Source organism: Rhodococcus sp. P3_B8 (genome assembly GCF_056402775.1).
In genome coordinates, this window is the sequence record NZ_JBFUGT010000012.1 from 19,427 (window position 1) to 31,989 (window position 12,563).

11 protein-coding genes and 1 pseudogene are annotated in these 12,563 nt (G+C 63.3%); 1 reads left to right on the forward strand and 11 read right to left on the reverse strand.

The features are described 5' to 3' along the window. Positions 1-6: 6 nt before the first annotated feature. From AC1D1G_RS07595 to AC1D1G_RS07645, 11 genes and pseudogenes are all read right to left on the reverse strand, one after another. On the reverse strand, positions 7-1,299 hold the full coding sequence (locus AC1D1G_RS07595) for an adenylosuccinate synthetase (RefSeq protein ID WP_005560763.1): 1,293 nt from the start codon (positions 1,297-1,299) through the stop codon (positions 7-9). A gap of 85 nt (positions 1,300-1,384) precedes the next feature. Next, positions 1,385-2,371 (reverse strand): hypothetical protein, encoded by a 987-nt coding sequence (locus AC1D1G_RS07600; RefSeq protein ID WP_477951615.1) that lies wholly within the window; start codon positions 2,369-2,371, stop codon positions 1,385-1,387. Positions 2,372-2,377: 6 nt separating this feature from the next. After that, positions 2,378-3,436 carry a hypothetical protein gene (locus AC1D1G_RS07605; RefSeq protein WP_477951616.1) on the reverse strand — a complete coding sequence of 353 codons (1,059 nt, stop codon included), beginning with the start codon at positions 3,434-3,436 and terminating at the stop codon, positions 2,378-2,380. 567 nt (positions 3,437-4,003) lie between these two features. After that, positions 4,004-4,372 (reverse strand): histone-like nucleoid-structuring protein Lsr2, encoded by a 369-nt coding sequence (locus tag AC1D1G_RS07610; protein ID WP_061697460.1) that lies wholly within the window; start codon positions 4,370-4,372, stop codon positions 4,004-4,006. Positions 4,373-4,626: 254 nt separating this feature from the next. Continuing rightward, positions 4,627-4,971: a zinc-ribbon domain-containing protein gene (locus tag AC1D1G_RS07615; protein ID WP_420855178.1), complete on the reverse strand. Its 345-nt coding sequence runs from the start codon at positions 4,969-4,971 to the stop codon at positions 4,627-4,629. Beyond that, positions 4,875-6,279, reverse strand: a pseudogene (locus tag AC1D1G_RS07620) (IS1380 family transposase). The gene AC1D1G_RS07615 and the pseudogene AC1D1G_RS07620 overlap by 97 nt, the downstream one beginning before the upstream one ends. Positions 6,280-6,334: 55 nt before the next feature. Then, entirely contained in the window at positions 6,335-6,574 is a 240-nt protein-coding gene (locus AC1D1G_RS07625; RefSeq protein ID WP_061697462.1) for a hypothetical protein, read from the reverse strand. A gap of 561 nt (positions 6,575-7,135) precedes the next feature. Further along, the gene (locus AC1D1G_RS07630) at positions 7,136-7,639 is read right to left on the reverse strand and encodes a Zn-ribbon domain-containing OB-fold protein (RefSeq protein ID WP_082833262.1); all 504 of its coding nucleotides are present in this window, start codon (positions 7,637-7,639) and stop codon (positions 7,136-7,138) included. Continuing rightward, on the reverse strand, positions 7,540-8,661 hold the full coding sequence (locus AC1D1G_RS07635) for a thiolase C-terminal domain-containing protein (protein WP_477951617.1): 1,122 nt from the start codon (positions 8,659-8,661) through the stop codon (positions 7,540-7,542). The genes AC1D1G_RS07630 and AC1D1G_RS07635 overlap by 100 nt, the downstream gene beginning before the upstream one ends. A gap of 77 nt (positions 8,662-8,738) precedes the next feature. Next, entirely contained in the window at positions 8,739-10,061 is a 1,323-nt protein-coding gene (locus AC1D1G_RS07640; RefSeq protein ID WP_043786954.1) for an MFS transporter, read from the reverse strand. Between the two features lie 274 nt (positions 10,062-10,335). Beyond that, on the reverse strand, positions 10,336-11,082 hold the full coding sequence (locus AC1D1G_RS07645; RefSeq protein ID WP_005560782.1) for a GntR family transcriptional regulator: 747 nt from the start codon (positions 11,080-11,082) through the stop codon (positions 10,336-10,338). A gap of 182 nt (positions 11,083-11,264) precedes the next feature. Here AC1D1G_RS07645 and AC1D1G_RS07650 point away from each other — a divergent pair, with 182 nt between their 5' ends. After that, positions 11,265-12,521 (forward strand): CaiB/BaiF CoA transferase family protein, encoded by a 1,257-nt coding sequence (locus tag AC1D1G_RS07650; RefSeq protein WP_477951618.1) that lies wholly within the window; start codon positions 11,265-11,267, stop codon positions 12,519-12,521. Positions 12,522-12,563 lie beyond the last annotated feature (42 nt).

Here is a 12,563-nt window from a genome sequence, read left to right on the forward strand (position 1 = left end):
CGGTGATCATGCGACAGCAGGCTCTCGGACGCGACGAGCGGCCCGACTGGGACCGTCGGAGGTGAGCACCACCGGTGCGCCGACCAGCGATCCGAGGTGCGCCGCGACGTCTGCCGGATGTGTCGGCAACTCGACTGTGTCGGGCGTGAGTGCGGACAGGACGTCGGTGAGGTGTTGTTGATGCGTGAGGTCCTTCCACGGCCCGAGCGGCAGCAGGTCGCCGACGCCGGGGTACCGGCGTGCGCTACGGAGGGGAATGCCGGCCGCTGCGGCACGGGTGACGGCGTCGAGGTGGGTGACGGCCAGACTGTCCACCCCGCCGCATACCTCTGTCGCGTACCGCATCAGTACCTCGTCGAGGTCCCCGATCCGGAAGGTGCCCTGGTAGCTGCCGGTGCCGTTGTGCAGTTCGGGAAGGACCGCACCGAGTGTCGGGTTCTCGGTGGGCATCGGGCCTGCACCGTGCCGGGTGGTGTAGGTGCGGGTGACGCCGAGCACGTGGCTGTCGCGGCCCTGCTCGGCGGAGAGTGCGCGCGCGTTGCTCGGTTCCACGGTGGACCAGGTGGTGTGTGGGTGGAACCCGCGCCACTCGTCGAGTAGCACTCCTTGTGCGCCCTCGTAAACCAGGCGCCCTCCGTCCGCGAGGGCGGCGAGATCACCGTCGTCGGTGATCCGGACCGCGGCCACGAATTCGGAGTACATGATGACCATGTCGTCGAGGTCGGGCCACCGGTGCACGCTGGGGGAGACCAGGTGACGGTAGTGGTCGGCCATCGCGGCGAGCTTGGCGCGCAGCACCGCTGGGCGGTGGCAGTCCCCGACGGTGGGTGCGTCCGGGTGGTCGAGGGCGTAGGCGGCGGTCTCGCCGATACCTTTGCCGCAGGAGCCGTGCCTGCCGTCGCCGCGGGCGTCCTCGCGGGCGCGGTTGGCGGCGACGTGGATCGGTGTGGTCAGTAGCGCGTGGGCGTCGATGTGCAGTAACTGGAGCGGATTCGGCACACCCAGCGCGGCCAGGGCGCGGGCCTCGGCGGCGAGGGCGATCGGTTCGACGAGGACATGCTTCGACAGCACCGTGGGAACGCCGGAGAAGGTCCCGGACCCGAACTGGGAAAAGGTGTGGTGGCGACCGTCGACGACGACGTTGTGCGCGGCCTGTGCGCCGCCGTTGAACCGGACGACGGCTGCGACGTCGAGGCCGGCGTCCGGTGCGCAGAGCCAGTCGACGGTGGCGCCCTTGCCGGCGTCGCCGAAGCCCAGGTCGACGACGATGATGTCGCGGTCACCGAACACCGTGGTCATGGGATCTCCTGTCGTAGAAGGGGGCGTCGGGAGGCGGGGGCTCGCACCCGAAGCGGGATCGAATGCCCCGCCTCCCGAACGGGTGTCAGGTGAAGGACACGTCGTCGCTGCCGGCCGGATCGATCGGCAGTGGACTCACCGCGACGGGGGCCCGCGCCGCACTGAGGACGGCGAGCGCGTGACCGACGGTGTCCGCTTCGGCGGCGGATCCGACGTCACGCAGGTCCGCCAGACCCTCGCCGAGGTCGATGCGGTCCTCGCCCATGCCGACCGTCAGCGCGATCAGCTCGCACACCGCGCCGGGGTCGTCCAGCTTGAGGAACCGTTCCCCGAGTAGCTGCTGCCAGTGGTCCGCGGTCTCGGGATCGTGGTAGTACGCTGACTGATTCGGCAGTACGAAGTAGACGTTCCACCGCCGTTCCAGTTCCCGGTACACCGACTCGACGGTGACATCGCGGCCGAGGTCGTCGCCGATCACCGCGCGTACGTGGCGGGCCGACAGTCGGGCCTTGTTCAGTTCGTCGCCGATGATGAACAGGTACCCCTTGTGGCCACGTTTGTCCCACGCGTCGGTGGCGGTGTGCCGTGTCATGAAATATGCGGCCAGCTCGTAGCTTTCGGACTTCTGCCCGCCGCCGTTGCCTTCGAGGAAGATGGTGCGGAGTTGCTCATCCATGGCGTTGCCGGACTCGAATTGACCGACCTGCAGGGGCACTCGGTCGGAGTCGGCGTCCCCGATGCCGCCGAACAGGATCTGCGGGTCGTCGGCGTACCCCTTGCGCTGCAGCAGTCCGTGCAGTTTGCCGAGCTTGTCCTGCATGATCCGCGGTACCGCGCCCATCGAACCGGTGACGTCGAAGAGCACGGCGATCGGTAGCGACTCGGGGTGCCCGGCCGAATCCCGGCATTCCCGCACGGTCACACCCAGCGGGTCCAGGGTCGGATCGGCCTTCCACTGGTCTCTCGGTCGTGCGTACATCGCGCTGGTGTAGCCGAAGTCGTCGACGCCGCGGGCGGCGCGGAACGTCTTGGCCGCGGTGTAGGTGTCGTCATCCCACTTGCCGTATCCCATGGTGGATCACTGTCCTTTCGTGGTGGGCATGGTGAACGGGCGGAAGCGTCGCCGCCCGTAGAGCGTGTCGAGCAGGTCATCGAACTCGTCGAGCAGATCGACGGCGTCAGGTCGCAGACCAGGTTGTGGTTGCATGCAGCCGCATGCGAACGCGCGCAGGCGGTCCGGGGCCGTGTCGGCGAGCATGGTCAGCATCAACTGATGGGCCATGAACACATCCCAGGCCGGGGTTGCGGGGGATCCGGTGGAACTTTCCGGTGGATAGTGCACCCGCAGAGAGGGGATCGTCGCCAGCGGAACCGTGCCTGGGCGTGTGGCGAACGACCACCCGGCCAGTACCACTCCATGCCGCTCAGGGTGAATGAGCACGTTGTCCGCGGTCACCGCGGTGTGCACCCACCCGGCGCGATGCGCGGCGGCAAGAGCCCGCAGCAGACGCCGGTGCATCCACACCCAATCCCGCGGATCGAGCCCGTCCGGGTAGCCAGCCCGGACCTCGGCGAGGGTGACGAATCCGGTGGTCAGCGAGTCCAGCACGTTCACCTGCCGCCGGGCGCCGGTCACAGGGTCGGCGTGGGTGAGGTGGTCGATCAGCTGCGGGAAGTACGCGCGCAGCCAATCATTCCCGCCCTCGGCGGACGCCGCGATCTCAGTGAGCGCCGCCCGTTCCGCATCGATCAGAGCGTTCGAGGAGACATTGCGGGGAACCTTGATCACCACGCCCGCGCCGCCGCTGTCGGTGGCATGGTGCAGGTCGGCGATCGAACCACGGGCATGCCGAGTCCCGAGTCGGTAGGAGCCGCGACTGCCGTCCAACACGATCGCCGCGGCCGCGGCCGCGGTAGTCGCAGCCTGCTGCCAGCGGCGATATAGGTCGGACGCATGTGTGAATGCTGCTGCCGCGCGGGCGGCGTACGCGCGATCAACCCGATCCGGGTGAATCAGAACCGACAGGCGGCGGAACCGCCGACGGGCAGCGCGCTGAGCCGCCGGATCGTGGGTGATTGGGCCGAACAGGTCGCTCGGCACGATTGCCGCTCCCACAACATCGAGTGCCTCCGTCATCGTCTCCATACTTTTAGTCTAGATGACTAAAACATCGGTCTGCAACCCGTGAGGATCGGTCAGAGGCGTGGTCGCAGGGCAAACAGTCCGAGCTCCGAGGAGTGAGCGATGCTGGAAAATCGATCGAACCGGGGCACTGGCGATGGAAGCCGCCGTCGTTGCTCCCGTGGACGACTCGTTGGACGGTGCGCCGACGGCGATGCCAGCACGGTGCGAGGTCTTCGCGCCTACATCAAGATTGCAGGATCAACTTATCGGGATGTATCGGCATAGTGCAGGGCAATGAGAAGTGATTAACGGTGGGACTGGATTCGGTGTTTCATCGCACCCGACGACAGAACTTCGGACGTCCTCGTGCATGACTCGGAAATCTCGGCCAGCAGCCAGGGCAGATGTTCCTGGAGGGTTCGAAATTGGTCGCGGTTCCTCGAAGACCTGGTGTTCGTTCGAATGTCAAAGAGTAGGGACTCTCGTTGATACGCCACCTGCGATTGCCGTTCGCTCCTAGCCTTCCACTTCATCCCCTCGACCGAAGCCCAACGAGTAATTTCGCTCTCCCGACAGTCGTCAGTGAGCAGCGTTGTATGCCTCCGCGATCTCGGTAGGAATGCGCCCGCGAACCCCGATGTCATAGCCCTGCTCCTGAGCCCATTCTCGCACTGCCCTCACATGATCACGGTCCCGCCGCGCAGGCTTCCGCTTGACCTCCTCACCCGACGTGAGTGTGCCCGCTGATCGATTCTTGCGGCCACCTACTCTTGTGGCGTGATCGATGTAATAATCGAGTTTCTTGTGGAATTCCTTCGCATTCTTCGCTGACAAATCAATGTCGTAGTCGATCCCATTCACGGAGAATGCGATCGTCTCGCCCCTTCCCTCCGCGATAGGGGATCCGTCGATATCGTCGACATGCTCGACAACTACTTGGCGCGCCATTTCCACTCCTTCGTCACCTTTCGCACCCACTCTACGTCCATTACGCAATGCTCGCCTCAGCGAATATGAGGGTGCGTCAGGCTGCGGCATCAAGAATGGCTAAACGGACGGAAAGATTTGGACGCTAACCCATCCGTCAGGCGGCGAGTCCCAACTATGCCGACTCCCAACGTCGAATGGATTTCGTCGTGGCGTCAAGCCTTGAACCATTCTGCTCCCCGACTAGATCTCGAGTGGCGCCGCTGAGATTGGGTTCAGACCGCTTTGCGTGCAGAGCTGTCGCGGGTAAGGACACCAGGCGTCTTCCTCGATCGTCTTGGGCAGATGCCCCATCGATGAGTTCTCGAGCGGACCCTGATCTTGATCGGCGCCGACCACTCGTGCCCGCAGTCGCCGCACCTCCACCAAACCTTCCTGGCACTGTTCACGCCGACCTGATCTGGTGTGATGTCGGAGTTTCTATCCCAGTTCCAGTCTGCGACGACGTCCGGCCGCTTGTCAGCTAGTGACGTACCTGGCTTCGGCGGGCGACTACTGCCGGCCTTACGCGAACAGATGCGACAGCCGCGTCCATACGTCCGGGCTTGAACGGTGGCCAGTGGAGAGGCAGGTGAAGTACTGGTCTGGCGAATCGGGCGGGGACGTTGACCAGGTGCCGGCGCAATGTGGCACCATGAGCAACGGCGTGACTTCCTCCGCAGACGGTGCCCGCGGCGCGCAGCAGGTTGTGCGGATCGCGGCGCAGAGCACCCAGGCGCTGTTCGCGCCGAAGCGCCTGGAGGGAATGTGGCAAGTGGTCCGTCGATCAAGTCCGCGAACACCGTTTCGACGATCGCGTGTTTGCGATGAGTGAGGTCGGCGTCGACGGTCTGCAGGTCGGAGTTGGTGAAGAACGGGTGATGCCGCCCTACCGGGAACAGCGCGTCGGGGTAGTTGGCGTCCTTGACGCGGCGCACGATCAGGCGGGCGGTGACCTGGTGGCGTCCGGAGAACGCGGTGTACTCGACCTCGGCGACCTCGGCGTCGGAAATCAATTCCCCGGTGTCGGGGTCGGTGACCGCACCGGGAGAGTGCAGGGCATCCATTCCCTGCCCGTCAATACTGTCGATGGCCTGGGTGATGCGCGGGTTACGGGTCATCACCAGCGAGAACTCGATGCCGGCGGTGACCGCGGCGCCGATGACGGCCTTGTTGCCGAACGCCGAATCGCCGCGGGCCATGATCTTGCCCGTCGCCCGCAGGCGCGGGCGGTGGTGATCGCCGAGCGCAATTGGGAGGCAGCGCCGCGCCCGGAGCCGGCCTTGCCTGCCCGTAGTCGCATCTCCGCGATCACCGGTGCCGCCTGCGCGGTGGACAGGGCCGTGACCTGCGGCGAGAGGCCCTTGCGGAGCAGGGCGCGACCGGCGATCTTCGCGTGCCCGTAGGAGCTCCTTGCTTCTGGTGCCCGTCGACCGGCCGCAGCAACGAGTCGATGTCGAGGTACGCCAAGTCCTCGATGCCGGGCAGCAGTGGTGTGCGGGCGGCGAGGCCGATCAGGTGTCGGCGCAGCACCGCCCCGAGCTGCGGGCTGTGTCCGTAGGTGAACTCGCGCAGGAAGATCCCCAACGTCGACGGCGCATACATCTGGTCGAACACGATCGGGCTGCCACCCGCCCGGATGGTGTCCACATCGTCGATGTTGTCGGCTCCGGTGAGCGTCCCACCGACGATCGAGGTCAGTTTCCCGACCGCGTTCGCGCCGCACCCGAGGCCACCCGCGTGGAGTCGAGGTCGACATGAGAGTCGATCAGCTCCGACAGGCCGGACTGTTCGGCGAGTTCGAGAACCGGCACCAACCCGGCCGCCGACACGAGATTGCGTTCGTCGAACACCGCGGACCCAGCCGTGAACGTGTGCGATGATTGCACTGAAAGTGCCTTTCCGCATGTGGACAATCGTGACCTGAGAATCTCGATTCTCTCACTACGGGAAGCGCTTTCGCCATTCGCACGCCGTCGCACCCACAGCAAACTCCACGGATCCAGGCAAAGGTTTCTCCTCCATTTTCATCGCGAGGTGATCATGGGCGCGGATCTCGCGGACCTTTGCCTTGAACCGTGACGGTGTCATCCCGAACCGGACAAGTATTTCCTCTGCGGGTGCGCCGCCATAGGGGGCCCACGTTCGGACAAATTCGAGGATGTCCTCGGCCTCTTTGTCCACTTTGGGTTCTTCGGCACGGGTCCGATTTGCCGCTCGGCGCCGCTGTTGCCACTGTCGGTAGCGGCGTATCTCAGGGGCAGTCTGCGCGCCGGGACTGGGGCGAGATGCTGTGTTTCTGTAGGACTCCGGATTCGTGGGTTCCATCATGCTTCCTTCATCATGGTCGAACTGTGGGGTCAAGTTCGTGCTACCGGATGGGACCGCACTCGGATCGCGTAGGAAATCTCCGCGGCCATGTGGCAGGGTGTTTCGGTGCGGAGATGTCGGCACGTCGGGCCCGCCCGATTGAGCGGAACTAGGCGCCCACACCGGCCCACACCCGCTGCACATGGACGAGTGCAGTCGCGTGCCGCTGAGTTTGTGCCACCGGAGGGTGCCGTTGTTAGCTATCGGAGAAAACGGACGCGAGGTTAGTGATTCGCTGTGCACGTGCGAGTTTCGGAAGATCGCTACCGTCCCGGGCCCGTTCACCACCTAAGCCGAGTTCATCGATGTTCCGGTAAGTCAGGCTTCCTGACGAACGACTGATCAGATGGATCTCGCCAGGCATCGGAAATGGCGCTATCGGTGGAGGGCCCATTCGAGCATTGTGAATTCCTCGTCGATGTCGGTGAATAGGCCCGTCACACGATCACCGATTATTGGCGCACTGTCCTCGTCGCACAGGATGCGCCCTGGAATGACAGGCCCGGCAGCGAGTTCGATCAACGCAACCGTGTACGGGACGGCGTCCTTCAGTTCAGGATGTAGTGCGCGCTCGTACACGGTGTAGCTCCAGATGGTCCCCGTGGGTTCTACATCACGCCAGTCAGCGTTTCGGGACCAGCATTCCGGGCATAGTTCGCTTGCCGGGAATCTTGTATATGAGCACTGGCTGCACTGCTGGAGTGATAGCCGTCGTTCGCGCATTGCGGTCCACATCGGTGCCGTCAGATCATCGCCCGGGGCGGGTCGAATGTGGCTGTTCATGCTGCTGCCGTCAGTAGTGTGGCAGCGGCTTTCAGGAAGTCGTGCGACGAGCAGTCGAGCGCGGTTCGCGCCCCGGGCACCTGTCGCTCGCCGCATTCGCCACGTAGTTGTCGAACTGACTCGCAGAGGTTGAGCCAACCCCACATGTAGCTCTCTGATAGTTGCCCCCCACTCGTGTTTACCGGTAGTGATCCGCCTGGTCGGGTGTTGCCTGCGGCGAAGAATGGCCCGGCGTCGCCTGGTTCGCAGAAGCCGTAGCTCTCGAGCATCTGGAGGGTCCACACAGAAGTCGCATCTTGAACGTAGACGGCGTCGATTTCCGACGGGCGCACACCCGTGGTGTTCCAGAGCTGTCGGGCAGTCGCGCCCAGCCAGGGCCGCATGAGATTGTCGGCGTTCTGGTCGGCTCGTAAGGCCGTCTTCTCTGCGATGCCGACAATGTGAATCGGCTTCTTGGGTGAATACTTTGCGCGATCTGCTCGAGTCAGTACGAGTGCAGCGCCGCCGTCGGAGATCATTGTGAGATCGGGACGCCTCAATGGCGCTGCGACGTAGGGGTGGGAGAGGTAGTCGTCGATCGTCATCTTTTCCTTGAAGATGCTGAGGGGATTGAGGCGAGCCCATTCCCGTTGGGATACCGACACCCATCCGAGCTGTTCCTCGGTCGTTCCGTAGAGGTGCTGGTGTCGACGGAAGGCCATCGCCGCCGAGCCCGCAACATGTACAAGTCCTGCCGCGGCGGCGAATTCGGCACCACCACCGACTGTGCGCCCGAACCCCACGCGTTGGGAACGTTGATTCGTCCCGTATGTGAGCACCACAGTGTTTGCCAGCCCTGCGGTGATCGCCATGACACCGAGGTGAAGTGAGAAGTTTCCGGTACCGTAATCGAGGGTGGCGCTGTAGTCGGGATTGATACCCAGCATGTGGCCGATTTGTTCATCGATTCCCGCGCCGCCAGTGAGATTTCGGCACGTGATCAGGCCGTCGACGTCGTCTTGGGTCAAGCCGGCGTCAGCGAGCGCCAGTTGGACTGCTTCTGCGGCTATTTCGTTGGCACTACGGCCCGGGAGTTGGCCCTGCTCGGTGGTTCCGACACCGACCAGGGCGGTCTTCATGGCAATGGACATACTTTCACTCTCACTTTGAAATGCACGGTGTCGACCTGCGGTCAGGGTTGGTGGCCGGATACGAATTATTTGTTCGCGGGCTGATCAAGATCGCGAAGGTCTATGCCTTTTGTTTCTTTGATCAGGATGGAGCCGGCGACCACGACGGCTCCTAGCACCATGATGTACACGCTGAAGAGCGAACTCTTGCCAGTCGAGGTGAGCCAGGTGTTCAGGTAGGGGGCAGTGCCGCCGAAGATTGCAACCGACAACGAGACGACGAGTCCGACGATGGTTGCTCGGATCCGGGTCGGCGCTTGTTCAGCCACGATCGCGGGGTAGATCGCCCCGGCGCACGCCCACACGAGCTGGCCCAGCATCAGCGCGACGAACAGAGTCCACGGGGCGCTGGACACCATGCCGGCGATGGGGAACGCGAGTGCGATCATGAGCGCGCCTTGCGCGAACACGAATGGCTTACGGCCAACTTTGTCGGATAGGGCTCCCATGAAGGGCAGCAGAAGCACGATGAGGCCCTGAGACAGCAAGCTGACCACGAAGGCTGACGTGGGATGCATGTCGTGCTGCGAGATCGCGTTGGTCGGAGCGAACGAGACCCATGCGTAGAAGGAGATGTTGGTGCCGACCGAGATCATGATGATGCGTAGAGCGATACCGAGGATCTCCCGACCACTCATTTTGGTTGCGGGGGTATCGGATTCTTCGACGGTCTCGGCCTCTTCGAGAAAGACTTCGGTTTCGATGGCTGTCCGGCGGATCCACAACGCGAACAGTCCCAACAGTCCGCCGAACGCGAATCCGATCCTCCAACCGTACGAATCCATCTGATCCGCGTCGAATATTCCGGTCAGTACTGCAGCACTGGATGTTGCGGCCATCAACCCAATCGTTGATGCTACGAAAGGCATCGACGACCATAACCCGCGTCGCGCCGGCGGAGCGATCTCGGCGGCATAGGTGTACGACACGCCGGCCTCGCCTCCGTGCGCAAGCCCTTGTACCAGTCGCACGATCAGCAGAAACGCCGAGGCCCCAATTCCGACCGCCGCGTAGGTCGGCAGCGCGGCCATTGCCACGCTCGACCCCGCGAGTAGGCACATTGTCGCGACCATGACGTTCTTTCGGCCGATCTTGTCGCTGAGTCGGCCGAAAACGAAGCCGCCAACTGGCCGAGCGACGAATCCTACCGCGAAGATCGCCAGCGTGCTCAGCAGAGCGGAGGTGGGATTGTCAGACTGAAACGCGTTGTGGGCCAAATAGACCGAGAAGATCGCGTAGAGATTCCAGTCGAACCACTCGAGTGCGTTTCCGACCCCGGCCGCTACCAATGAGCGGCGTTGCGCACTGGAGGATGTTTGCTTGTCCACAGACTGGGTGGTGCTTACCATTTTGTGTCTCCATGGGTACTGGCGAAGGAGTCGACGCGCGACTGAAGGGGGCTGTGCCTACCTCAAACGGTTCGAAGTCGACCGCTCGCCGTGGGGGTGGACTTCGGTGGCTGCTCAACAGCTCGGCGAGAACGGACATGCGGGGGACGGTCTCGCCGTAGCGGCTGGACTGCTGGGCAATGTCGTCGGGATCACAGTCGACAGTACTGCCATCGCGTGAGCAAAAGCAAGGGTTATCGGCGAGAATTAGGCAAAAGTGTCGACTCCTGACAGGTTAGCGAGAGTCGGGGCCTTTACCGTCGACAATGGCAAGCAGGCCGGGTAGAGCGTTGGTCGCCATCGCCCGGTTGAGTGCAGCTGCGAGCTGACCGTCTCGCTCGCGGAGTGCGAGCATCAATCGTTGATGGTCGGCAAGTGAGCGTTCGATTCTCCAGCCACGTGCCATTCCGAGGTGACGTAGCTGCATGACGCGGAGCCCGAGCCCGTCGATGGTTCGCTTGAGTGTCGCGTTCCCGCAGATGAGCGATGCTTGTTCGTGGAACAACACAACCTGCCAAAAGTATGCATCGTCGTCGCCGCTCTCGGCTGCGCTTACCAGGCCGGCGAGGTGTCGCTCCAGAGTGTCGAGTTCTGCATCGGAGGCATTCTCCACGATTTGGCGGGCAACGAGACCGTACAGCTCGCTGCGTAGATCGTAGATCTCGATGATCGTCTGTCGAGTGAACTCGGCGGCCCTGGGTCGGCGACGTGCCGGGACCTCGACCATCCCTTGGCGTTCCAAGACGAGGAGTGCTTCGCGGACTGGTGTGCGGCTGGTGCCGAATCGCTGTGCCAGGTCAAACGAGTTGAGGTCGTCGGACTGTCCGACACGCTCTTCGATTATGTCCCGAGCGATTTCGATGGCGATTTTGCCGACCAAGGAATCCTGGCGCTCGTCCACGCCGAGGAGTCTGGCAAGAATTCCATCGATATCGGCTGTGGACACACTCAGCGGCCGCGCCGCGTTCCCATCGCTCTCCATGCGGACACAATAAACCCCCGATCGGTGCCCCGGCGTCACCTCCAGCCGGAGTCGCAATCCTCGCGCTGGCCCCGCTAGAAGCATCAAGTGTCGACTCTCTGGGGCTGATTCTGAGGAGTTGCTAGTAATTCGTCGACTGTTGTGCTTATAGTGGCGACACTTACGAAGAAGGAATCAACCCAATGGCGAACCCATCAACCGTTCGGCCACTACCTCTCACCGGCATCAGAGTCTTGGACTTCACTACGTTCCTGTCCGGTCCGTCCGCAACACAACTGCTGGCAGACCTCGGCGCAGACATCGTGAAAATAGAACCTGCAGTGGGAGATTCGAGTCGATCGATCCCTCCGCACTTCCTCGGCGACGACAGTGCGTACTATCTGGCCAACAACCGCAACAAACGAAGTGTTGCCCTCGACCTCAAGCGGCCGGAAGGACTCGACGTCGCATTGCGACTGATCGCGGTCTCCGACGTGGTCATCGAGAACTTTCGGCCCGGAGTGTTCGCGCGCCTGGGTATCGACAAGCACGCAGTCACTGCCGAGCGACCCGACTTGGTCTGGGCGTCCATCAGTGGTTTCGGCCAGTTCGGCCCACACCACCAGAGACCCGCCTACGACATGATCGTGCAGGCCATGAGTGGAGTGATGAGCCTGACAGGCCATCCCGACCAGCCTGCCGCAAGGCTTGGAGTCCCGGCCGGCGATGTCGTAGCAGGGATGTACGCCGTCATTGGGGTGCTCTCGGCGCTCGTGTCCAGGGCAGACACCGGGTCGGGCCGCATCATCGATGTCTCCATGCTGGACTCCCAACTTGGTCAACTTTCCTACCAGTCCGTCTACGCAATGATGTCCGGGCGGGCTCCGGGGCGTCAGGGAGCCGGGCACGATTCGATCCCCACATACAGATCCTTCCGCGGCTCGGACGGCGCCGAGTTCGTCGTCACCGCCAATACGCAGGCGATGTGGGAGCGGCTGTGTGCCGCCGTAGGAGAACCGTCCCTGCCCGACGATCCGAGATTCCGCGACCAAACGACACGACTGCAGCACAAGGACGAGCTCTGGGACATCCTCGAGAAAGGGTTCGCACAACAGCCCGCCGACGAGTGGGTGTCACGTCTGATTGGGCATCAAGTCCCATGCGCGCCCATCCGCGATGTCGCAGAGGCCCTCGACGACGCCCGCGGTGCAGGCCGCGGGATGGTCGTCGAACTGACCGACGGGAGTCACTCGTTCGAGGGCGTCGCGACTCCGATCTTGTTCGAGAACACCGAAACTCCACCTCTTCGATACCCGCCACGTCTCGGCGAACAGACGCGCGAGGTGCTCGAAGAGCTTCTTTCGCTGACACCAGCAGAGTGCGACCGCCTGGCCCAGTCAGGTGCAGTGTTCCCTCCGGCCCCCCAGGCCGATCCGGAGGAGCCGCATTCCGCCCTCTGAACAGACCATGATTTCGAAGTTCGAAACAAACACCGAAAGAAA